This window comes from Bacillus sp. BML-BC051, from assembly GCF_019656175.1.
Lineage (GTDB): Bacteria > Bacillota > Bacilli > Bacillales > Bacillaceae_G > Bacillus_A > Bacillus_A mobilis.
Map to the genome: position 1 here is coordinate 132,660 of NZ_BPLI01000026.1, position 22,829 is coordinate 155,488.

A 22,829-nucleotide genomic window follows, 5' to 3' on the forward strand; every position below is an offset into this window, starting at 1 on the left:
GAGGGAGGATGAAAAAGATGAAAGCATTTCAAAATTTATCATATAGCCAAGGTGTCGGTCTTATTTGTTTAGGGGGATTTGCTGCATCTGTTACGTTAGCTATTTTAATAAAGATGGTTCATCAAATCTTTTAATTTTAGAGTAGGAAAGGAATTGGTTGTTATTAATAGCAAGAGAAGTATTATAAATAAAAAATAGCTCCTAGCATGTATCTTAGTGCTAGGAGCTATTTTCTTATTTCTCTGTTTCTGCTTTATCGCTTGTTACGCTAACTTTACCCCACTTGTATTGATCTTCTGGTGTATATTTATAATCTTTTACGCGATTATTTACACCTTTTAAGTCAAATTTATAATGAAGTGGAATTAATGGTACTTCGTCATGAACTAATTTTTGCCATTTATCGTAGACATCTTTACGGTACTTTTCATCAGCAGCTTCTGGAGAAATACCTTGTTTTAATAATTCTGTGTTTTTTTCAGTAGCCCAACGTGGGTAATTGAACGCTGCATCTTTAGCCCAAATACCAGAAGGATCTGGGTCAGATCCAGTTCCCCAAGCTGCCGCGAAAAGATCAACTTTTGGATCATCTTTTTTAATCATATCGTAGAATGAGTTAAATTCATGTAAGCGACCATCAAGAAGCTCTACTTTTAGGCCGATGTCTTTCCAAGATTGAATAAAGAATTTTGCAAGTGGTTCACTTACATCGCTACCACTCATTGATAAGAAATTAGCTTTAAATTCTTTACCATTAGGATCTTCACGGAATCCATCTCCGTTCGTATCTTTATAGCCAGCTTCATCTAATAATTTTTTAGCTTTCTCTATATCTTTATCATAGGCACCAGCTTTATTGTTATGATATTTTGGTAGAGATGGTGGGATTGGTGAGTTAGCCGGATAACGTAGGCCGTGATATAATTTTTCACCAATTTCTTTTCGATCGATAGCATACGCCATTGCTTGACGTACACGAACATCTTTAAATTTCTCCTTATCCATTACTACTTCTTCTTTTTCTTTATCCATATGGCCTAATTTAAAACCGATATAGCTATAGTATAAATCAGTTTTACCGACTAATTGTGCATTTTTTAATGTACTTACATTTGGATACTGATCTGCACTTACTTCAGCAATGTCAATATCACCATTTTTTAAGGACGCGTTAACAACAGAAGGGTTAACAACTTTTAAAACCATACTTTTTAGTTTTGGTTTTCCGCCATAATAATCATCAAAACGTTCAAATTCAACAGCTTCACCTGGCGTGATTTTCTTCACTTTAAAAGGTCCGAAACCAATTGGGTTTTTACGGATTTTATCAGATTCTGCTAATTTATCGATTGGTACATCTCCTAAGTATTTCTTATGAAGAGGGTATGTCCAAAGCCCAGTTTTCACTGAAGGGTTCGGTGTTTTAAACGTAATCGAAATCGTTTTCGGATCCGTTACCTTAATACCTGAAATTTTTTCGGCTTTTCCATTGTGGTAATCTTCCATACCTTCAATCATTTGCATTTGAGTGTCATAGCGAGAACCGGCATATTGTTTGCTACCAATTACAAGATAAGAGTATTCTAAATCTTCAGCAGTAACAGGGTTTCCATCATGCCATTTTACATTATCTTTAATTTTAAGTGTAATTGTCTTTTTATCTTTAGAAATTTCATATGTAGCAGCGCCATCATTCGTGTATTCCCAGTTTTCGTCATTTGATAATAAAGATTCATCGAAAATGGTAATGACTTGGTTATCAGGATCTCCTTCATACACAGCGAAGTTCAAAAGTCCTTCAAATGGTGTGTTAGAAACAAGACCATATGTTAATGAACCATCTTTAACTTCTTTTTTATCATTTTTAACAGATGTACTAAATTTATTTGTATCTACTTTTTTTGTGCTGCTCGTTTTTTCACTACCACCACCACTGCCCCCACATGCTGAAAGTAGTAATGTTGAAACTGCAAGTGTACTTAATACTTTGAAAAACTTTGGCTTATTTGTCATTTCGTCCACCCCTTATCCTTTTCTTTGTCTTGCGTCGGCCGAACGGCGTAGCGCTTGACCAATAAAATTTATACACAGCATCAATGTTAAAATCATGACTGATGCGGGTAACCAAATCCACCATTTCTCTTGTAATACATCTGGATTTCTAGCATAACTAACAAGTGTACCAAGGCTTGGTGTACTTTCTGGTAGACCAAATCCTAAGAAGGTTAGACCAGATTCAATACCAATGTTTCCAGCAAGGTTTAATGTAACACTAACAATGATAATGGAACTTAAGTTAGGTAGTACTTGGAAAAGAATGATCTTCCAGTTTGGCGTACCTAAAGTTTTTGATGCAGAGACATAATCTAGTTCTTTTTCAGTTAATACCTTTGAGCGAATTAATCTGGCCTTTCCTGTCCATAAGAACACGCTCATAATTAAAATGAAAGTAAAAATATTGAATGTAGGAACAAGTGTAATAAATACAATTACAAGCATTAAAAATGGTAAAACCATAACAAAGTCGATAATGCGCATAATGATATTATCAATAGCTCCTCCAAAATACCCGGCAATTAATCCAATTGAAAGGCCAATGAAACAAGAAAGAATAGTAATTGCTAATCCAATTGTAAAGGAGTTACGTGTACCAATAATAAGTTGGCCGAAAATGTCGCGTCCTCCGTAATCTGTTCCTAACCAATGTTCAGCAGAGGGAGGAGCATAAATAGCGAATAAATCAACTCGTACAATATCTTCTTGTTTCATAATAAAAGATGTTGCGTAGACTGCTACTAATAGGATTGCTAGGAAAATAAGTGAAAACATTGCTAATTTATCTTTACGAAGTTCTCGCCACATAATAGAGAAACCAGAAGGGCTTTTTTCGTAATGAATAACTTCAGTTTGTTTTTCAGGGTTTGCTAACATAACGTCATCTCCTTTCTTTAATCAATACGAATACGTGGATCGACGATGCTTAGAATAATATCTGAAAGGAGAGTTCCAAGTAACGTTGCAAATCCAGTAAACATAACGAGTGTAGTTATTACACTAAAATCACGTTGAGAGATAGATTGTATAAATAGTTGTCCAATTCCTGGATAGCTAAAAATACTTTCTAAAAAGATGGCACCGCCAACTAATCCTGTAATTTCATAGCCTAAGAAGGCTGCAATTGGTAAGAATGAATTTCGTAAAATATGTCTAGAATAGATTTTTGATTCTGGAACACCTTTTGCTCTTACTGTACGAACAAAATCTTTATGTTTCGTATCAATAATTTCGCTTCGTAAATATTGAACAGTACCAACTGTTGCGATTAATGCCCCGGATAAAGCTGGTAGTAGCATGTGATTCAATTTGCTTAAATAGTAAGCAAATGTACCTGTTGCAACTTGAGGATCTACGCTACCGCCGGTTGGGAATATTGCAAACTTAAATCCGAATAGGAAGAGCATAACTAGTGCAAATATAAATAGTGGTGTAGCAAAACCTAGATAGTTGTAAAGGGTAATGAGTCGATCAGCCCATGTATCATTCCAACGCCCACTTATAACTCCCAGTGGTATGGCAATTAAATAAGTAAGAATAAGAATGACAAGTGCTAAAGATACTGTATTTCCAAGTCGTTCTCCAATTAAATCGGTTACTTTCATTTTATGTGCATAGGAAATACCAAAGTCACCTTGGGCTGCATTTTTAATCCAGCGAACATATTGTGTTGTAACTGGGTCATTTAATCCAAGCTTTTCTCGCTGTTCTTCAATCACTTTTGGATCCGCTTTTGGATTCATTGCTTTGCCAGTTAAGGCATCGCCTGGCATTGCCTTAGCTAGTAGAAAGACAAGTACACTTAACACGAATAATTGCGGGATCATCACTAAAAATCTCCGTAATATAAACTTCCACATGTTTTATCACTCCCTTATGGTAATGCCACCCGGTGCGTTGGCGAGATTGGTTTTAAATCATAAGCCCGACCGTTTTCATTGAAATAATTTTCGTATGATTTCTCGTATTCAGAGCTTACTTGTTGACGGAGCTTGCGCTGTCTCTCTCTGTTTTCAGGACGAATATCAGGAATTGCAGATATTAGGCGCTTCGTATAAATATGTTGCGGATTACTATAAATTTCTGCACTAGTTGCTTCTTCGACAATGCGTCCGCGATACATAACACCGATACGGTCACACATATGACGAATTACACCTAAATCATGACTAATGAATAAGTATGTTAGTCCGAGCTCAGCTTGTAAATCCTGCAAGAAGTTTAATACTTGTGCCTGTACAGAGACGTCAAGCGCAGATACAGGTTCATCAGCGATAATAAGCTTCGGTTTTAATGTAAGAGCGCGTGCAATACCAATCCGCTGCCTTTGTCCACCGGAAAATTCATGTGGATATTTATAAATTGACTCTGGATTTAGACCAACTTTATCAAGATATTCTTGAACTGCTCTACGTTCTTCATCAGGTGAGAGCTTCTCAAAATTTCGAAGAGGCTCAGCAATAATGTCGAGAACACGTTTCTTCGGATTTAACGATGAATACGGATCTTGGAAAATCATTTGAATATCTTTTCTTTGTTCACGTAGCTCAGAGCGACTTAACTTTGTTAAATCTCTATTATTAAAATGAATGCTACCCTCTGTTGCTTTCGTTAAATGCATAATTGCTTTACCAGTTGTTGATTTGCCACTTCCTGATTCACCAACGATCCCGTATGTTTCACCCGGTTGTAATTCAAAACTTACACCATCGACAGCACGCACGTAATCTAATGTGCGGCCGAAGAAACCACCTTTAATTGGGAAATGCACTTTTAAATCTTCTACTTTAAGCAGTGCCATGAGTTACGTCATCTCCTTTCTTATCTTGGAAGTTGAAATGCTTGTAGCAAGTACAACGCACCCAATGGTCTGGTTTTACTTCATGTAAAATTGGATTTTCCTCGTGCTGATCAGGTCTAATCCATGGAATTCGAGCTTGGAAGCGACAACCTGTGCGAGGAAGCTTCGCTAACGAAGGAACCACCCCTTGAATTACATGCAATTTTTCTTTTTCACCATACGCAGATGGAATGGAGTTTAATAGAGAACGAGTATATGGGTGAAGAGGGTTATTAAAAATCTCTTCAACTTTTCCTGTTTCTACAACTTGTCCGGCGTACATAACGACGATACGATCGGCTGTTTCTGCGACAACACTTAAATCATGAGTAATTAAAATGATGCCCATTTTCGTTTGTTCTTGAATAGATTTTAGTAAGTCTAAAATTTGTGCTTGGATGGTTACGTCAAGAGCCGTTGTTGGCTCATCAGCAATAATGAGTGCCGGGTTACAAGCAATTGCAATTGCGATAACAATTCTTTGTCTCATTCCGCCAGATAATTCGTGTGGATATTGTTTATATGTAAGTTCTGGTTTTGGAATACCAACTTGATGGAGTAGTTCTAAGGTGCGTTCTTTCTTTTCAACTTTTGAAAGGCTTGTGTGGTAGTCTAAGTTTTCTTCGATTTGTTTTCCAACTGTCATGAGAGGATCAAGTGCTGTAAGAGGTTCTTGGAAAATCATACCGATGTTTGATCCGCGTACTTTGTTCATCTCTGCGGCTGACATAGTTAGTAGATCCTTATCTCTATAGTTAAGCTGCCCTTGTAATTTTGTATTTGCTTCATTATGCAGTCGCATAATAGAAAGGGCAAGTGCACTTTTTCCGCAACCTGATTCACCAACGATCGCGACAATTTCATTTTCATGGACAGTTAACGAAACATCATCTACTGCGGCATGATAGTGATCTTGTATGCGAAAGGAAGTCTGTAAGTTTTCAATGCGAAGAAGTGGATTCTTCATGGCTATCCCTCCATCTTTTCTGAAAAGACTAAATATTTTGTATGTTGTTATTTTAATATAGATTGACAATGTTTGACAAGGAAAAGTTGATAAAATATTCAAAAATCTCTTTATACAAAAAATGAATGCAGTTGTATTAGTAGTTGAAGTAATTTGAAAACGTTAACATATATGTGTGAGGGAAATAAATCTTTTGTAAGAAAAAAGTATTATATGTAGAAAAAAGAGAGGTATTCTGGAAAGAACAGCCTCTCTTTTTTTGATAAGAATAATATTAGTACTTAAGCTTGTTTTTGTTTTGCAGATCCTGTCTTTAAAGTAAGAGCAAGGAAGAACATTGCAAGTACACAAGATACAAGTAATAAGATGAATCCGCCATCCCATCCGAATGCATCTACGATAAAGCCCATAGCTGCGCTAGCAAAAGTAGCTCCACCTAGGTAACCGAAGAACCCAGTTAAACCAGCGGCAGTTCCAGCAGCTTTTTTTGGTGCTAAGTCTAGTGCGTGTAGGCCGATTAACATAACAGGTCCATAAATTAAAAATCCAATTGCGACAAGTGCGATACTATCAACCATTGGATTACCAGGAGGGTTTAGCCAGTAAACAAGAACGGCGATAAATACACCAACCATAAATAAAATACCAGCAGGTGCACGGCGCCCTTTAAATAGTTTATCACTCATCCATCCGCAAAGAAGTGTACCTGGAATACCAGCCCATTCATATAGAGCGTAAGCTGTACGAGAGCTACTATGTGTGAAACTTTTTTCCTCTACTAAATAAGTAGGAGCCCAGTCTACAACGCCGTAACGTACGAAATAAACAAAAACGTTTGCAATAGCGATGTACCATAAAAATTTATTGTTTAGTACGTATGTAAATAAAATTTCTTTTACTGAAAGTTCGCGTTCTCGATCTTTTACTTTTTCATCTGATGGATATTCTCCAGTATGTTCTTCAATAGAAGGTAATCCACAAGATTGAGGTGTATCTCTCATCGTAATTAATACATAAATACCAACTAAAATTGAAAGAATACCTGGGAAGTAAAAAATACTCTTCCAGTCATTTGCGAAGAAGTATAAGCCTAATGTCACAAGAGAAGGCATCAGCGCGCCACCGACATTATGAGCAACGTTCCAAATAGACATTTTTGTACCACGTTCACTAATAGAGAACCAGTGAACCATCGTACGACCACAAGGAGGCCATCCCATACCTTGTACCCATCCATTTAAAAACTGAAGTACAAACATAAGTATAATGCTCGTTGTAATGAAAGAAAATGAGCCGAAAATAATATTAATGATACCTGATAAAAATAGCCCAGCTGCTAAAAAGTAGCGAGGATTACAACGATCGGATACGATACCCATAAGAAATTTACTTAATCCGTAAGCGATAGAAACTGCTGAAAGGATAACCCCAAGTTCCCCTTTACTAAATCCTTGTTCGATCAAGTATGGCATTGCAAGTGAAAAGTTTTTTCGAACAAAGTAATAACCCGCATAACCGATGAAGATGCCTAAGAATACTTGTAAACGTAATTTACGGTATTCGCTATCAACGCGATCAGCTGGTAAGCGTTCTGCGTGGGGCGCAGGTTTAAAGAATTGTGTAAAAAACATAAAATGAAAATCCTCCCCTAATTAATTCGAAGTGTTGTAAGGCAGAGAGAATATAAAAAGGCCATGAAATATAAAAAAGTTTCCTTTTTTATGATTCATAGCCGTATACTCCGATTCTCCGTGACTGTCAATATTAACTTCGTCGAAAATTATACAACTTTGTGACAAAAATGTAAACGTTTTTATAAATAAAAAGTGTTGACGGATTTTGTTCGTGGGATTAATATTTAAATACGTTAAATATTTTATTGTTTAAATAAGAGGTGGATAACATGCCAAATGATATGACGCATATCGATAAAATTCAAGCTCTTGCCTTTTCGATTGGAAAGAAAATGCAGACGGAGTTATTAGAACAAATGCAAGCAACAGGACTTACACCACCGCAGTTTTATATTTTAAAGATTTTAGATCATTACGGTGCTTCAAGAGCGACAAAATTAGCGAAAAAGATGTATGTAAAGCCTAGTGCAATTACAGTGATGATTGATCGCCTAATTGACCAAGAGCTTGTAGAACGCTATCACGACAAAGATGATCGCCGTGTTGTCATCATTGAGTTAACAAAAAAGGGGAAAGCTAGAGTAGAAGAGGCAATGACCGCTCGTAATGAGCATATTGCAAAATATTTCTCACATTTAGAATTACAAGAAAGAGAAGATTTGTTACGCCTCTTTGAGAAGTTAGAAACAATTATTTGCGGGACACAAGAGAAAAAAGAGAATAACTAAGAGGAATTGAGGAGATTACATGGAGCAACAAGAAAACGTAAATAGAAAGTTGCTGTTAATCGGTTTAATAATCGCGATGCTATTTGCTGCATTAGATGGAACAATCGTTGGTACAGCAATGCCGCGTATCGTCGGTGAACTAGGCGGATTAAGCTTAATGACATGGTTAACAACAGCTTATATGTTAACATCAACAACAGTTGTACCAATTGCAGGTAAATTAGCGGATTTACTTGGTCGTCGTAACGTATATATAACAGGGCTAGTTATCTTTATGGTTGGCTCAGCGTTATGTGGTATGGCAAATGGTATGACAGAATTAATTATTTTCCGCGGTATTCAAGGTCTTGGTGGCGGTATTATGATGCCAATGGCTATGATTATTATTGGAGATATGTTCACGGGAAAAGAACGTGCGAAATGGCAAGGTATTTTTGGTGCGTTATACGGTCTTGCTTCTGTAATTGGACCACAAGTTGGTGGTTGGATTGTAGACGCAGTGAACTGGAGATGGGTATTCTACATTAACTTACCAGTTGGTATTTTAGCAACAATCTTTATTGCAATGGGATTAAAGTCACATAAACAAACAGGACCGATTAAAATTGATATTGCTGGAATCTTTACGATGATTCTCGGTGTTGTAAGTTTATTACTTGCATTGACGTTTGGCGGGAAAGATTACCCATGGGATTCTTGGCAAATTATCGGGTTATTTGCATTAGCTCTAATTGGTATTGTTAGCTTTATTATCGTTGAAACGAAAGCAGAAGAACCGATTTTACCGATGCATTTCTTTAAAAATCGCACATTTACATTACTGAATGCGATTGGATTCTTTATGAGTATCGGAATGTTCGGTGCGATTATGTTCGTACCATTCTTTATGCAAGGAATTGTAGGAGTAAGCGCTGCTGAATCAGGAACAATCATGACGCCAATGATGATTACTATGATTGTGATGAGTATTATCGGCGGGCAACTTGTATTAAAAGTTGGTGTAAAACCACAAATTATTACAGGAATGCTTATTATGGCTGGTGGTTTCTGGTTATTAACAACGATGGATATGCACACAACTAAATTAACTGCAACTTCTTATATGATGGTTATCGGTTTAGGAATGGGTCTTGTAATGCCAACATTAACATTAGCGTTACAAGAAAGTTTCCCGAAAAAAGACCTTGGTGTTGTAACATCATCAAGTCAGTTCTTCCGTCAAATCGGTGGAACATTTGGTATTACAATTTTAGGATCAATTATGAATAACACTTCAGGTACAACATTAACGAAGAATTTAGTACCTGTATTAGATACATTCCCGAAAGAAGCGGGACAAATGGTAACGAAATTTAAAGATATGATTCATACAGACCCACAAGGTTTATATTCGATGCTATTTAGTCCAGAGGCATTAAAACAAATGCCAGAAGCATTTGCTAATAGTATTGTACCAATCTTGAAAAACTCTTTAGTAGATTCACTTCATACTGTATTCTTAACAGGATTAGTATTTATCGTGGTAGGTGCCATCTTTACGATTTTCTTACAGAAGATTAAGCTATCAGATCGTAAAAAAGGTGCTGAAGAGCCAGCTACAGAGGAAAAAGAACAGACTGTATCATATTCGTAATGAAAAAGCATCGCCTTATGGCGGTGCTTTTTTTTGAGTATAACCTTAAAAGCTTTTTCATGAGAAATGATTGACGTATTTCTAGAAATGCGTTATATTATTTTCTGTAAACGGTTACATGAAATGGAGAGGGAAGAGAATGAGTACGATTAAAGACGTTGCGAAATTAGCGGGAGTATCTGTTGCGACCGTTTCCAGAGTGTTAAATAAAAATGGATATGTTCATGAAGATACATTAAAGAAAGTAGAGCGAGCAATTGAGATGCTAGATTATAAACCTAGTACAGTAGCGCGTTCACTGTATAATAAAAAATCTCGTTTAATTGGCTTAGTTGTTCCCAATATCGTGAATCCATTCTTTCCGGAAGTTGCACGTGCCGTAGAAGATGTAGCGCATAAGCAAGGATACACAGTTGTCCTTTGTAACTCTGATGAAAGTTTAGAGAAAGAAAAGCAATATATTGATGTACTTAGGCAAAATAATGTGGATGGATTTATTGTAGCAACAAATCCACAAAATAGTGTTAATTACATGAAGTTGTCTGTTCCAGTTGTTGCAATTGACCGTATGTTTAATGAGCGTATTCCTACTGTATATGCAGATAACTATGCAGGGAGTCAGGCAGCGACAAAGTTATTAATAGATAAAGGCTGTAAACATATTGCACATATTCGCGGACCGCGTGACGTAAGCACCGCTAATGAACGTTTTGAAGGTTTTGTAGACGTTATTACGCAAAATAATCTTTCTTATATGATCGCAGAGAGTACATTTGATCCAGCTAATAGTGAGCGTGTAGCGGTGGAATTATTAGAAGAATACCCACATATTGATGGCATTGTTGCTGGAAATGATTTAATTGCAATAGGTATTGTAAAGGCTGCACTTCAAAAGGGGATTTCTATTCCGAATGATTTACAAATTATCGGATTTGATGGAATTTCTTTAACAGAGATGATGTATCCATCCATTACAACTGTTGCACAGCCAATTTATGAAATGGGGAAAATTGCAACAGAGCTATTGTTAGAGCAGATGGAAGGAAACGTATTAGAAGAGAAACATTATCGATTACCGATTGAAATTATAGAACGAAATACAACGAAGTAAGGAGATGAAATAGATGCCAAATATTGCAGTAGTAGGTAGCATTTCAATGGATTTAGTGGCCGTTTCACAAAAACGTCCGAAAGCAGGGGAAACAGTAATTGGTGAAGCATTTCATACAATTCCAGGAGGGAAAGGAGCCAACCAAGCAGTTGCTGCAGCTAGATTAGGTGCAAATGTAGCGATGGTTGGCGCGGTAGGAAACGATAATTATGGAACTATAGTTAGGAAAAATTTAGAGAATGAACGTGTTTTTATCGACTATGTGGTACCGGTTACAGATACAGCGACAGGAATTGCTCATATCGTTTTAGCAGAAGAGGATAACAGTATTGTTGTCGTGCAAGGAGCGAATGCTCTTGTAAATGAGTCGGTTGTAGATCGTTCAAAAGATCTTCTTATAAAAGCAGATATGGTTGTTCTTCAATTAGAGATTCCACTTGAAACAGTAAAATATGTATTGGCTATTTGTGAGGAACACAAAATCCCGGTTATGTTAAATCCAGCGCCAGCACAAGTGTTATCAGAAGATATTTTAGAAAAGGCAACTTATATTACGCCAAATGAACATGAGTGCCGCATCGTATTAGATGATTTCACATCACCAATTGAAGATTTACTAGCTAAATATCCAAATAAACTATTGATGACAGAAGGTTCTAACGGTGTACGTTTCCATAATGGGACGGAGATTGTACATGTTCCTAGCATTGCTGTTGATGTAGTAGATACGACTGGAGCTGGTGATACATTTAATGGAGCATTAGCAGTTGCGCTTTCTGAAGGAGAAGCACTTCAAAAAGCAATTCGTTTTGCGAATATTGCTGGTGGCCTTTCTGTAACGAAGCTTGGGGCGCAAGGCGGTATGCCAACGAGAGATAAAGTGCGTGAAGTGCAGGTGATTGTCGGATGAAAAGGCACGGTGTATTAAACAGTGAGATTGCATCAGTCCTCGCTTCACTTGGGCATACAGATACGATTGTAATCGCAGACTGCGGGTTACCGATTCCTGACGGAGTAAAACGAATTGATTTAGCTGTTGAGATTGGAAAACCTAGCTTTTTAGACGTATTGCAAGTGGTAGCTGATGATATGGCAATTGAAAAAGTGACGTTAGCAGAAGAAGTCATTAATAATAATGTGGAAGTAAATAAGGAGATTGAGCTGAAATTAATAGAGCCAGCGTTTGAATATGTATCTCATGAACAATTTAAAGAGCATACGAAGAAAGCGAAGGCGGTTATTCGTACAGGAGAGGCTACTCCTTATGCCAATGTAATTTTACATGCAGGCGTAATTTTTTAATAAAGGGAAGTGATGAGAATGCGTATTGAAATGAAAAATATTTCAAAGGCGTTCAATGGCAATCCTGTTTTGAAGCATGCACAGTTTATGATTGAAACAGGAGAAGTTCATGCATTGATGGGGGAAAATGGAGCGGGTAAATCAACGCTCATGAAAATTTTAACAGGTGTATATAAAAGAGATGGTGGAACAATCACGATTGATGGACAAGAACGAACTTTTAAAAATTCGAAAGAAGCAGAAGAGTACGGTATTGCATTTATACATCAAGAATTGAACATATTATCAAATTTAACAGTAGCTGAAAATATGTTTCTCGGTAAAGAGTTAATGTATGGGAAGACAGGTATTTTGCGTACGCGTCAAATGAACGCGATTGCGCAGCAGCAACTAGCGGAGTTAGGGTTACATGTAAAAGGCGCTATGTTGGCAGGAGAGTTATCGGTTGGACAACAGCAAATTATCGAAATTGCGAAAGCGTTAATGACAAACGCGAGCGTTATTATTATGGATGAACCGACAGCTGCATTAACAGATCGTGAAATTGAAACGTTGTTTACTGTCATTAATAAATTACGTAAAGAAGGCGTTTCGTTCGTTTATATCTCACACCGAATGGAAGAAATTTTTTCAATATGTGATGCCATTACGATTTTACGTGATGGGGAATACGTAGGAAAGAGACTCATTCCGGAAACATCATTTGATGAAGTAGTGAGTATGATGGTGGGGCGCAGCATTGGTGAACGTTACCCAGAACGAAATAGTCAAATTGGCGATGTTATTTTTGAAATGCGTAATGGAACGAAAAAAGGGAAGTTTGAAAATGTTTCGTTTCAAGTTAGAAAAGGTGAAATCCTGGGTGTTGCTGGCTTGATGGGAGCTGGCCGTACAGATATTATGAAAGCGATATTTGGATACGAACCTTTAGATTCTGGCCAAATTTTCATAAATGGACAAGAAGTAAAGATTGATAGTCCGATAGATGCGATTAGACAAAGAATAGCCTTTATTACAGAGGATAGAAAATCTGAAGGGTTAGTGTTAGATTTCTCAATTCGAGAAAATTTAGCTTTACCGAATTTAGAGAGTCTTTCAAAGGGAAGTGTCTTAAGTAACGAACTAGAACAACAGTTTGCAGCGGATATGATGAAGCTCCTTAATGTGAAAACATCTAGTGGAGAGCAAGCAGTGAAATCTCTCTCTGGTGGAAATCAGCAAAAGGTTGTTATTGCAAAATGGCTAGGTATCCACCCGCAGTTACTCATTTTAGATGAGCCAACAAGGGGCGTAGATGTTGGAGCGAAAAAAGAAATTTACTCTATTATGAATAAGCTTACTGAGCAAGGCGATGCCGTTATTATGGTATCATCTGAGCTTCCAGAAGTTTTAGGAATGAGTGATCGTGTTCTTGTCATTCATGAAGGAAAAGTCGGAGGCATTTTAGAGAAAGATGCGGCATCACAAGAGTCTATTATGGCACTAGCTACAGGGGGAGAGTAAGAATGGCTAAGAAGGGGAATGTATTACAACAACTTGGTTCTTTAATCGGTTTAGTATTAATTATCGTCGTAATTACAGCTTTAAATCCAGCATTTATTGAAATTCCAAATTTATTTAATATACTGCGTCAAGTATCGATTAATGCGCTTATTGCATTCGGAATGACCTTTGTAATTTTAACAGGGGGTATTGACTTATCGGTAGGTTCTATTTTAGCATTAGCAAGTGCACTTGTTGCTGGAATGATGGCAAGTGGCATGGATCCGTTTCTTGCAATGGCAGTTGGATTATTGGCTGGTCTTGTAATGGGGATTGTAAACGGTATCATTATTGCGAAGGGAAAAGTAGCTCCATTTATTGCGACGTTAGCAACAATGACTATTTTTCGTGGGTTGACGCTTGTTTATATGGACGGACGTCCGATCACTGGTCTTGGTGATCATTTAATGTTCCAAATGTTTGGACGCGGTTATTTTCTCGGTATTCCGGTACCAGCTGTTACAATGATGATCGCTTTCGCAGTACTGTACTTCATTTTGAAGAAAACGACATTTGGTCGCCGTACATTTGCAATTGGTGGAAATGAAGAAGCAGCAGCACTATCAGGTATTAATGTTACGAGAATTAAAGTAATGATTTATGGTCTTTCCGGAATTTTGGCAGCGCTTGCAGGTATTGTCTTAACATCACGACTAGATTCTGCACAGCCAACTGCAGGTACTTCTTACGAATTAGATGCAATTGCAGCAGTTGTATTAGGCGGAACAAGTCTTTCTGGGGGAAGAGGTTGGATCGTTGGTACATTCATCGGTGTACTTATTATCGGTGTACTAAATAACGGTTTAAATTTATTAGGTGTATCTTCTTTCTTCCAACAAGTTGTAAAGGGACTTGTAATCTTACTAGCTGTATTAATTGATCGTCGAAAAGAAGCGTAATGGAGGGATAGTTCATGAAGAAATGGTTACTTATACTCGTTGCATGTATTATGGTCATTACTGCTGGTTGTTCAATGGAACCACCAGAATGGGCAAAGGATTCTAGCGATAAAGGTCGAAATAAAACTATTAAAGTTGGATTCTCTGTTTCAACTTTAAACAACCCATTTTTTGTGACTTTGAAAAAAGGGGCAGAAAAGAAAGCGAAAGAAAGCGGCATTGAATTAATTGCTGTTGATGCACAAAATGATGCAGCAAAGCAAACAAATGATGTTGAAGATTTAATTCAAAAAGGTGTCGATGTAGTTGTTATTAATCCAACCGATTCAGATGCTGTTGCTTCAGCAGTAAGTGCGGCAAATGCAGCGAATGTTCCTGTTATTACTGTAGACCGCGTTGCAAATTCAGGTAAAGTTGTTTCTCACATTGCCTCTAATAATATTGAAGGTGGTCAAATGGCTAGTGATTACATTCGTGAATTAGTTGGTGAGGGAGCAAATGTTGCTGAATTAGAAGGAATTCCTGGCTCTTCTGCTGCTCGTGAGCGTGGGAAAGGATTCCATAACGTAGCGGATAAGTCTTTAAAAGTAGTTGCAAAACAAGCAGCTGATTTTGATAGAGCAAAAGGATTATCTGTTATGGAAAACATTTTGCAAGCAAATGGTGATATTAAAGCCGTGTTTGCGCATAACGATGAAATGGCATTAGGGGCACTTGAAGCATTGAAGTCTTCTGGAAAAACAGATGTAGTCGTTGTTGGTTTTGATGCAACAGAAGATGCTGTAAAGGCGGTTAAAGATGGGCGTATGGCTGCAACAGTTGCTCAAAAACCGGAATTAATCGGGGAGAAGGCGATGCAAACAGCAAAAGAGATCACGCAAGGTAAAAAAGTGGACAAATCTATTCCGATTGAATTAGAGCTTATTAAGAAAAACAAATAAATATAAAATGAAAACCAGGAAGGAAGAATAACAAATGAAATTCTTTATTGATACAGCAAACATTAACGAAATTAAAGAGGCAAATGCATTAGGCGTATTAGCTGGAGTAACGACAAACCCATCACTTGTAGCAAAAGAAGGTGTAGATTTCCACGAGCGTATTCGTGAAATCTGCAGCGTTGTAGAAGGTCCTGTAAGTGCAGAAGTAATTAGCTTAGAAGCTAATAAAATGATTGAAGAAGGAAAAGAATTAGCGAAAATTGCTCCAAACGTTGTTGTAAAAGTTCCGATGACAACAGAAGGTTTAAAAGCAGTAAAAGCATTCTCTGACTTAGGAATTCGTACAAACGTTACATTAGTATTCTCAGCAGTTCAAGCATTACTTGCAGCTCGTGCTGGTGCGACATACGTTTCACCATTCTTAGGTCGCTTAGATGATATCGGCCATAACGGTATGGACTTAATTCGCCAAATCGCAGAGATCTTTGCAATTCACGGCATTGAAACAGAAATCATTGCAGCATCTGTACGTCACAGTGTTCACGTAACTGAAGCAGCATTAAACGGTTCACATATTGCAACAATCCCAGCAAACGTAATTGCTTCATTAGTGAAGCACCCATTAACGGACCAAGGAATTGAAAAATTCTTAGCTGATTGGGAAAAAACACAAGAGAAATAATAGAAAATCAAGAATCCTAGTTTAATTGACTAGGGTTCTTTTTTATTTAAAAGAATTTTCATGCAATTTTGCATATTGTCTTTTAAATTTGTTATATAAACTATTTAATATATACAAATCACTCTTTATTTTTCATATTTTGATATAAGAAGATAGAGGGTCTGACCAGAAAACTGGAGGGCATGATTCTATAACAGAAAGCTTAACGTTTATAGAATTATGCTTTTTTATATAGGGAGGGTAGTAAACAGAGATTTCGACAAAAACGCACTTATTTATCTGAATTTTAAGTTTTATATACAAAAGGAGAGAAATAGAATGAGAAGAAAAGCGCCATTTAAAGTGTTGTCATCATTAGCAATTGCGGCAATTATCGGATGCACATCTGTAATGAGTACTCCGCTAGCGTATGCAGAAACGTCAGTAAACGAGAAAGACAATGTATCTACAACACCAATGGATTACAATTTAATTCAAGAAGATCGTTTAGCGGAAGCGCTGAAGGAAAGAGGAACAATTAATCCGGCATCTTCTAAAGAAGAGACGAAAAAAGCTGTAGAAAAGTATATTGAAAAGAAACAAGGCGATCAGGCAAATAAAGAAATCCTACCAGCGGATACTGCTAAAGAGGCATCTGATTTCGTGAAAAAAGTAAAAGAGAAAAAAATGGAGGAAAAGGAGAAAGTAAAGAAAACTGAAAAAAATGTGAGTCCTGAGCAAAAACCAGAACCAGAACCAAATAAAAAACAATTGAATGGACAAGTCCCAACTTCTAAAGCAAAGCAAGCGCCATATAAAGGGTCTGTTCGAACTGATAAAGTATTAGTATTACTCGTTGAATTTAGTGATTATAAGCATAATAATATTGATCAAACGCCAGGGTATATGTATTCGAATGACTTTAGTAGAGAGCATTATCAAAAAATGTTATTTGGTAATGAGCCGTACACATTATTTGATGGTTCAAAAGTAAAAACGTTTAAACAATATTATGAAGAGCAGTCTGGTGGAAGTTATACGACAGATGGATATGTAACGGAATGGCTAACTGTTCCTGGAAAAGCGTCTGACTACGGTGCTGATGGTAGTAGTGGTCACGATAATAAAGGACCAAAAGGCGCACGTGATTTAGTGAAAGAAGCTTTACATGCAGCTGCTGAGAAAGGGTTAGATTTATCTCAATTTGATCAATTCGATAGATATGATACAAATGGTGATGGAAATCAAAATGAACCGGATGGTGTAATTGATCATTTAATGGTAATCCATGCTGGTGTTGGTCAAGAAGCTGGTGGCGGTAAATTAGGTGATGATGCAATTTGGTCACATCGTTCAAAATTAGCAATAGATCCAGTAGCGGTTGAAGGTACGAAATCAAAGGTAGATTACTTTGGTGGAAAAGTAGCGGCGCATGATTACACAATTGAACCAGAAGATGGAGCAGTAGGTGTATTTGCGCATGAATTTGGACATGACCTTGGCTTACCAGATGAATATGATACGAAATATACTGGAACTGGTTCACCTGTCGAAGCTTGGTCATTAATGAGTGGAGGTAGTTGGACAGGGAAAATTGCAGGAACAGAGCCAACTAGTTTTTCACCACAAAATAAAGACTTCTTACAAAAGAATATGGGTGGCAACTGGGCAAAAATTTTAGAAGTAGATTACGATAAAATTAAGCGTGGTGTAGGAGTTCCTACATATATCGATCAAAGTGTTACGAAATCCAATCGTCCAGGCGTTGTACGTGTTAACTTGCCAGGTAAAAGTGTTGAAACGATTAAACCTGAGTTGGGAAAACATGCATATTATAGTACAAGAGGTGATGATATGCATACAACATTAGAAACACCATTCTTTGATTTAACAAAAGGAACAAATGCGAAATTCGATTATAAAGCAAATTATGAGTTAGAAGCAGAGTGCGATTTTGTCGAAGTGCATGCAGTAACAGAAGATGGAACGAAAACATTAATTGATAGACTTGGAGAAAAAATAGTCCAAGAAGATAAAGATACAACAGGTGGAAAATGGATTGATAAATCATATGATTTAAGTCAATTTAAAGGGAAAAAAGTGAAACTGCAATTCGACTATATTACAGATCCAGCTGTAACATATAAAGGTTTTGCGATGGATAATGTAAATGTAACTGTTGATGGACAAGTTGTATTTTCTGATGATGCAGAAGGACAATCTAAAATGAATTTAAAAGGTTTTGTTGTTTCTGATGGGACAGAAAAGAAAGCTCATTATTACTACTTAGAGTGGAGAAACTATGCGGGGTCAGATAACGGATTAAAAGCAGGAAAAGGTCCAGTATATAATACAGGTCTTGTCGTTTGGTATGCAGATGATAGCTTCAAAGATAACTGGGTTGGGGTGCATCCAGGTGAAGGATTTCTTGGCGTGGTAGATTCTCATCCAGAGGCATTTGTTGGGAATTTAAACGGAAGACCAACTTACGGTAATACAGGTATGCAAATTGCAGACGCTGCATTTTCATTTGATCAAACACCAGCATGGAGTGCAAATTCATTAACACGTGGACAGTTTAACTATTCTGGATTACAAGGTGTTACAACTTTTGATGATTCAAAAGTATATAGTAACAAACAAATTGCAGACGCAGGAAGAAAAGTTCCAAACCTTGGACTTAAATTCCAAGTTGTTGGACAGGCAGAGGATAAATCGGCAGGCGCTGTTTGGATTAAACGTTAATAACATAGAAGCACATTCTTCCTATGAAGAATGTGCTTTTCAATTTGTACAGTAAGTTATTATTTTAGCTTATGTAATACAAGTGTCTGTTCATATGTAGTGTATCAAATTATGTTGGAGAAGGAAATATTTCCGAGGAAATTGTCGAAGTATCGTCGGTATTTATACACTTTTTTTGTAAAGGAAGAAATGTAGTATTGCCTTTACCATTCAATTTATTTACATTGTTACTTAGCTACACACAAAAGTAATATATTTGGCAAAAAAGAGCACTATTAGATAGTGCTCTTTTTTATGGATAGAAAGGAGTGAGTTAAATGAAAGAAATAATTGAATGTCCACAGTGTGAAGAGAATATTACTGCGCAACATATTATGGATCTCCCGCATCCTTTTTCATTCAGGTGTCCACACTGTAAGGTGAGGCTAAAAGAAATGAGGATCACACCATGCTTAATATTAGCGGCAATTTGTATAATTCCACTGTTTATTATAATTGGAGAGAGTATTAAGGAATTACTAGTAAAATATTTTTCTATTATAGACGATATACCAACTGTACTTATTTTCTTCTTATTTTGTTACCCATTGTATTATCTCTATGAAAAATATAATGCCATATTGTTTATTAAATACGGATTATTGAAAATTAAAAGTTGAATAGGAGCTTATCATTAAAAAAAGACAATGATGGAATTAACCCATCATTGTCTTTTTTACTTTGCTTCTTACGTAAATCATACCGGCAAATGTTAATAAGAATGCAGTTCCGATAACGAAGCTGGCGCTAGGGGATGCCCCGATTGCACCAACTGTAAAGGATCCAGCAACAACTCCTAATGAGAAGAAAGCATAAAACAATCCGAATGCTTTTCCGCGCTTATCATCTGTCGTATTTTCAACAAGTAACGCATTTATTGATGGGAAAAGGATAGCGAATCCAATGCCATAAATCATCATAACGATAAAGAGCATACCTTTTGTTGTGAATAATCCAAGTAAAGATAACGCGAATGCCATTACTGCAATACCAATTAGCATGAGTTTTGAACGATTAAATCGATCGTAAATACGATTTGTTGGCAGCAAGAAGAAGAGGATAGCAGTAATTCCGAATACACTTAACATCATACCTGTTGTAGATGCTTTAAGTGCTAATGCCTCAACTTTCACTGGTAGCATATACGTGACAATTCCTTGTGAAAACATTAGCGTGAAAGCACCAATATATGCTTGTAATAAAGGTTCTGATTTCAATAGTTCAATCATATCTTCTTTGTTCATCATTTGTGTTCTTGAAGTATCTTTTCTTGATACGTTATTTGGTAAGAAGAATAGAGATACGATTGTACCAAGGACCATTAAAATAGAAATGGTAATGAACACCCACTCTATACCAGCAGTTGCTTTCATAATTCCACTGAACGCCGGTCCTACGATTGCCGCTGTTCCAACAGCAGCACCAGATAGAGCCATTGCCTTACCTTGTCTTGCTGCATTTGTTTGTTTTGATAAAAACGTAAAGGCAGCAGGAATTAAAAATCCGTCACTAAAGCCGTGCATAAAGCGAACAACTAATAGTTGTTCACCACTTTGAACAACGGTGTATAACAAGACTATGAAACTTGTAAGTCCCATGCTTATATAAAGTATTTTTTTTGCACCAAATTTATCGACAGCAGCGCCAGCAATAATATTACCGATCATATTAGCGAATGAGTACATACCGACAACTAGTCCAATAATAAGAGGAGATCCTCCCAGACTTTGAGCGAACGTACTCATAATAGGTAATTGTGAAAATGTATCTAGAAACGCTACGATAACAATAAAGTAAATAAAATATTTCAAGCGATATTCACCTCTCCTATGCTATTATGGCATAATGCTAATTTCAACCGCAATGAAATTAGCATTAACAGATGTGGGAAAAAGTACAAAGTGACAAAATATTGAACGTTATTTGTTAAAATTTAGTGGAAATGAGATTGTTTTTTTGAAATATATGGATGAAAGTATTATAATAGATTTGTAAACTTCACCAGGTTAAGTATATACGTAGAGAGGGATGTATAAAATGAAAGCACTACTTTGGCATAATCAACGTGATGTACGAGTAGAAGAAGTACCAGAACCAACTGTAAGACCAGGAGCAGTTAAGATTAAAGTTAAATGGTGTGGTATCTGCGGAACAGACTTGCATGAATATTTAGCAGGACCTATTTTTATTCCAACAGAAGAGCACCCATTAACACACGTAAAAGCACCGGTTATTTTAGGTCATGAGTTTAGTGGTGAGGTAGTTGAAATCGGTGAAGGCGTTACTTCTCATAAGGTGGGAGATCGCGTCGTTGTAGAACCTATTTATTCTTGTGGTAAATGTGAAGCTTGTAAACATGGACATTACAATGTTTGTGAACAACTTGTTTTCCACGGTCTAGGCGGAGAAGGCGGCGGTTTCTCTGAATATACAGTAGTACCAGAAGATATGGTTCACCATATTCCTGATGAAATGACGTATGAACAAGGTGCACTTGTAGAACCGGCAGCAGTAGCCGTTCATGCAGTACGTCAAAGTAAATTAAAAGAAGGGGAAGCTGTAGCAGTATTTGGTTGTGGTCCAATTGGACTTCTTGTCATTCAAGCAGCTAAAGCAGCAGGAGCAACTCCTGTTATTGCAGTAGAACTTTCTAAAGAACGTCAAGAGTTAGCAAAATTAGCAGGTGCGGATTACGTATTAAATCCAGCTACTCAAGATGTACTAGCAGAAATTCGTAATTTAACAAATGGTTTAGGTGTAAATGTGAGCTTTGAAGTAACAGGTGTTGAAGTAGTACTTCGTCAAGCGATTGAAAGTACAAGCTTTGAAGGACAAACTGTAATTGTTAGTGTGTGGGAAAAAGATGCGACAATTACGCCAAACAACCTTGTACTAAAAGAAAAAGAAGTTATCGGTATTCTTGGATACCGTCATATCTTCCCAGCTGTTATTAAATTAATTAGCTCTGGCCAAATTCAAGCAGAGAAATTAATTACGAAAAAAATCACAGTAGATCAAGTTGTTGAAGAAGGATTTGAAGCACTTGTAAAAGATAAAACACAAGTGAAAATTCTTGTTTCACCTAAATAATAGAGAATAGTAAAAAGTAGCCCTTTTCTAGAAATAGAAGAGGGCTACTTTTTTTCTATACAGAAAGGTGATAGACTTTCCTTTAACTACAGGTATTTTGTTTGGAAGGGGTAGTCTAATGCTTTCATTTATGTTGACATTGAAACGGATGCTAAAAGCTTGTTTACGAGCGTGGAAAGATAAAGAATTTCAAGTATTATTCGTATTAACATTTTTAACATTAACATCTGGTACAATTTTTTATAGTACAGTTGAAGGATTACGTCCTCTTGACGCTTTATATTTTAGTGTGGTCACGTTGACGACTGTCGGTGATGGGGATTTTAGTCCGCAAACTGATTTCGGAAAGATATTTACAATCTTATACATATTTATTGGGATTGGATTAGTGTTTGGATTTATTCATAAGTTGGCAGTTAATGTACAACTGCCAAGTATATTATCGAATAGAAAAAAAGAGTAAAGCATGTGTATGCTTTACTCTTTTTTTACATTAGTTTAGACAATCATTTGTAGTAGCTTAACAATACTTTATTACAATATAAGTGCATTCATTCATTATATTCACTATGTATAAAGTTATAATGATATGAACATCTGCATATTTTAATTTAGTAATAGATATTTCGTGAAAGGTGGGATA

21 protein-coding genes are annotated in these 22,829 nt (G+C 36.7%); 14 read left to right on the plus strand and 7 right to left on the minus strand.

The genetic code is table 11. From position 1 onward, the window contains the following. Positions 1–8: 8 nt before the first annotated feature. The gene (locus K5S59_RS13160; RefSeq protein WP_000738294.1) at positions 9–134 is read left to right on the plus strand and encodes a DUF4027 family protein; all 126 of its coding nucleotides are present in this window, start codon (positions 9–11) and stop codon (positions 132–134) included. Between the two features lie 100 nt (positions 135–234). On the opposite strand, the gene opp4A is transcribed toward K5S59_RS13160, so the two are convergent. From opp4A to glpT, 6 genes are all read right to left on the minus strand, one after another. Next, positions 235–2,013 carry an oligopeptide ABC transporter substrate-binding protein gene (gene opp4A / locus K5S59_RS13165; protein WP_000182623.1) on the minus strand — a complete coding sequence of 593 codons (1,779 nt, stop codon included), beginning with the start codon at positions 2,011–2,013 and terminating at the stop codon, positions 235–237. Between the two features lie 12 nt (positions 2,014–2,025). Then, positions 2,026–2,931, minus strand: coding sequence for an ABC transporter permease (locus K5S59_RS13170; RefSeq protein ID WP_000880735.1), 906 nt, complete (start codon positions 2,929–2,931; stop codon positions 2,026–2,028). A gap of 17 nt (positions 2,932–2,948) precedes the next feature. Then, complete coding sequence (opp4B, locus tag K5S59_RS13175) at positions 2,949–3,914, minus strand: oligopeptide ABC transporter permease (RefSeq protein WP_033655978.1); 966 nt, start codon at positions 3,912–3,914, stop codon at positions 2,949–2,951. 14 nt (positions 3,915–3,928) lie between these two features. After that, positions 3,929–4,855 (minus strand): ABC transporter ATP-binding protein, encoded by a 927-nt coding sequence (locus K5S59_RS13180; protein WP_001196373.1) that lies wholly within the window; start codon positions 4,853–4,855, stop codon positions 3,929–3,931. Further along, complete coding sequence (locus K5S59_RS13185) at positions 4,842–5,861, minus strand: ABC transporter ATP-binding protein (RefSeq protein WP_000795364.1); 1,020 nt, start codon at positions 5,859–5,861, stop codon at positions 4,842–4,844. The genes K5S59_RS13180 and K5S59_RS13185 overlap by 14 nt, the downstream gene beginning before the upstream one ends. A gap of 281 nt (positions 5,862–6,142) precedes the next feature. Then, the gene (gene glpT, locus K5S59_RS13190) at positions 6,143–7,492 is read right to left on the minus strand and encodes a glycerol-3-phosphate transporter (protein ID WP_000466374.1); all 1,350 of its coding nucleotides are present in this window, start codon (positions 7,490–7,492) and stop codon (positions 6,143–6,145) included. A gap of 272 nt (positions 7,493–7,764) precedes the next feature. Here glpT and K5S59_RS13195 point away from each other — a divergent pair, with 272 nt between their 5' ends. From K5S59_RS13195 to K5S59_RS13245, 11 genes are all read left to right on the plus strand, one after another. After that, the gene (locus K5S59_RS13195; RefSeq protein WP_001132358.1) at positions 7,765–8,223 is read left to right on the plus strand and encodes a MarR family winged helix-turn-helix transcriptional regulator; all 459 of its coding nucleotides are present in this window, start codon (positions 7,765–7,767) and stop codon (positions 8,221–8,223) included. Between the two features lie 19 nt (positions 8,224–8,242). Next, positions 8,243–9,856, plus strand: a complete 1,614-nt coding sequence (locus K5S59_RS13200; protein WP_000437653.1) for an MDR family MFS transporter — start codon at positions 8,243–8,245, stop codon at positions 9,854–9,856. 139 nt (positions 9,857–9,995) lie between these two features. Then, entirely contained in the window at positions 9,996–10,967 is a 972-nt protein-coding gene (rbsR, locus tag K5S59_RS13205; RefSeq protein ID WP_000104029.1) for a ribose operon transcriptional repressor RbsR, read from the plus strand. A 13-nt stretch (positions 10,968–10,980) separates the two neighbouring features. Then, positions 10,981–11,877, plus strand: coding sequence for a ribokinase (rbsK, locus tag K5S59_RS13210; protein ID WP_001132880.1), 897 nt, complete (start codon positions 10,981–10,983; stop codon positions 11,875–11,877). After that, on the plus strand, positions 11,874–12,269 hold the full coding sequence (gene rbsD / locus K5S59_RS13215; RefSeq protein WP_000820356.1) for a D-ribose pyranase: 396 nt from the start codon (positions 11,874–11,876) through the stop codon (positions 12,267–12,269). Before rbsK ends, rbsD begins: the two co-directional genes overlap by 4 nt. Before the next feature lie 18 nt (positions 12,270–12,287). Beyond that, positions 12,288–13,772, plus strand: coding sequence for a ribose ABC transporter ATP-binding protein RbsA (gene rbsA / locus K5S59_RS13220; RefSeq protein WP_120449475.1), 1,485 nt, complete (start codon positions 12,288–12,290; stop codon positions 13,770–13,772). Positions 13,773–13,774: 2 nt separating this feature from the next. Next, positions 13,775–14,710 carry an ABC transporter permease subunit gene (locus tag K5S59_RS13225; protein WP_001074638.1) on the plus strand — a complete coding sequence of 312 codons (936 nt, stop codon included), beginning with the start codon at positions 13,775–13,777 and terminating at the stop codon, positions 14,708–14,710. Between the two features lie 14 nt (positions 14,711–14,724). Continuing rightward, entirely contained in the window at positions 14,725–15,651 is a 927-nt protein-coding gene (gene rbsB, locus K5S59_RS13230; RefSeq protein WP_000758988.1) for a ribose ABC transporter substrate-binding protein RbsB, read from the plus strand. 34 nt (positions 15,652–15,685) lie between these two features. After that, on the plus strand, positions 15,686–16,333 hold the full coding sequence (fsa, locus tag K5S59_RS13235) for a fructose-6-phosphate aldolase (RefSeq protein ID WP_000667665.1): 648 nt from the start codon (positions 15,686–15,688) through the stop codon (positions 16,331–16,333). 318 nt (positions 16,334–16,651) lie between these two features. Then, positions 16,652–19,057 carry a M6 family metalloprotease immune inhibitor InhA2 gene (gene inhA2 / locus K5S59_RS13240; RefSeq protein WP_120449477.1) on the plus strand — a complete coding sequence of 802 codons (2,406 nt, stop codon included), beginning with the start codon at positions 16,652–16,654 and terminating at the stop codon, positions 19,055–19,057. A 317-nt stretch (positions 19,058–19,374) separates the two neighbouring features. Then, positions 19,375–19,716: a hypothetical protein gene (locus K5S59_RS13245; protein WP_097845735.1), complete on the plus strand. Its 342-nt coding sequence runs from the start codon at positions 19,375–19,377 to the stop codon at positions 19,714–19,716. 36 nt (positions 19,717–19,752) lie between these two features. On the opposite strand, the gene K5S59_RS13250 is transcribed toward K5S59_RS13245, so the two are convergent. Further along, positions 19,753–20,907, minus strand: a complete 1,155-nt coding sequence (locus tag K5S59_RS13250; RefSeq protein WP_000873247.1) for an MFS transporter — start codon at positions 20,905–20,907, stop codon at positions 19,753–19,755. A gap of 226 nt (positions 20,908–21,133) precedes the next feature. On the opposite strand from K5S59_RS13250, the gene bdhA reads away from it, so the two are divergent. After that, a complete protein-coding gene (bdhA, locus tag K5S59_RS13255) occupies positions 21,134–22,186 on the plus strand; it encodes a (R,R)-butanediol dehydrogenase (RefSeq protein ID WP_000645834.1) in 1,053 nt (350 codons plus the stop codon). A gap of 118 nt (positions 22,187–22,304) precedes the next feature. After that, positions 22,305–22,649, plus strand: coding sequence for a potassium channel family protein (locus K5S59_RS13260; RefSeq protein ID WP_000948235.1), 345 nt, complete (start codon positions 22,305–22,307; stop codon positions 22,647–22,649). Positions 22,650–22,829 lie beyond the last annotated feature (180 nt).

Excerpts from the sequence above, each read along its gene's own strand:
- K5S59_RS13160 (WP_000738294.1), top strand. The coding sequence starts at position 9 with ATGAAAAAGATGAAAGCATTTCAAAATTTATCATATAGCCAAGGTGTC.
- opp4A (WP_000182623.1), bottom strand. The coding sequence starts at position 2,013 with ATGACAAATAAGCCAAAGTTTTTCAAAGTATTAAGTACACTTGCAGTT.
- K5S59_RS13170 (WP_000880735.1), bottom strand. The coding sequence starts at position 2,931 with ATGTTAGCAAACCCTGAAAAACAAACTGAAGTTATTCATTACGAAAAA.
- opp4B (WP_033655978.1), bottom strand. The coding sequence starts at position 3,914 with ATGTGGAAGTTTATATTACGGAGATTTTTAGTGATGATCCCGCAATTA.
- K5S59_RS13180 (WP_001196373.1), bottom strand. The coding sequence starts at position 4,855 with ATGGCACTGCTTAAAGTAGAAGATTTAAAAGTGCATTTCCCAATTAAA.
- K5S59_RS13185 (WP_000795364.1), bottom strand. The coding sequence starts at position 5,861 with ATGAAGAATCCACTTCTTCGCATTGAAAACTTACAGACTTCCTTTCGC.
- glpT (WP_000466374.1), bottom strand. The coding sequence starts at position 7,492 with ATGTTTTTTACACAATTCTTTAAACCTGCGCCCCACGCAGAACGCTTA.
- K5S59_RS13195 (WP_001132358.1), top strand. The coding sequence starts at position 7,765 with ATGCCAAATGATATGACGCATATCGATAAAATTCAAGCTCTTGCCTTT.
- K5S59_RS13200 (WP_000437653.1), top strand. The coding sequence starts at position 8,243 with ATGGAGCAACAAGAAAACGTAAATAGAAAGTTGCTGTTAATCGGTTTA.
- rbsR (WP_000104029.1), top strand. The coding sequence starts at position 9,996 with ATGAGTACGATTAAAGACGTTGCGAAATTAGCGGGAGTATCTGTTGCG.
- rbsK (WP_001132880.1), top strand. The coding sequence starts at position 10,981 with ATGCCAAATATTGCAGTAGTAGGTAGCATTTCAATGGATTTAGTGGCC.
- rbsD (WP_000820356.1), top strand. The coding sequence starts at position 11,874 with ATGAAAAGGCACGGTGTATTAAACAGTGAGATTGCATCAGTCCTCGCT.
- rbsA (WP_120449475.1), top strand. The coding sequence starts at position 12,288 with ATGCGTATTGAAATGAAAAATATTTCAAAGGCGTTCAATGGCAATCCT.
- K5S59_RS13225 (WP_001074638.1), top strand. The coding sequence starts at position 13,775 with ATGGCTAAGAAGGGGAATGTATTACAACAACTTGGTTCTTTAATCGGT.
- rbsB (WP_000758988.1), top strand. The coding sequence starts at position 14,725 with ATGAAGAAATGGTTACTTATACTCGTTGCATGTATTATGGTCATTACT.
- fsa (WP_000667665.1), top strand. The coding sequence starts at position 15,686 with ATGAAATTCTTTATTGATACAGCAAACATTAACGAAATTAAAGAGGCA.
- inhA2 (WP_120449477.1), top strand. The coding sequence starts at position 16,652 with ATGAGAAGAAAAGCGCCATTTAAAGTGTTGTCATCATTAGCAATTGCG.
- K5S59_RS13245 (WP_097845735.1), top strand. The coding sequence starts at position 19,375 with ATGAAAGAAATAATTGAATGTCCACAGTGTGAAGAGAATATTACTGCG.
- bdhA (WP_000645834.1), top strand. The coding sequence starts at position 21,134 with ATGAAAGCACTACTTTGGCATAATCAACGTGATGTACGAGTAGAAGAA.
- K5S59_RS13260 (WP_000948235.1), top strand. The coding sequence starts at position 22,305 with ATGCTTTCATTTATGTTGACATTGAAACGGATGCTAAAAGCTTGTTTA.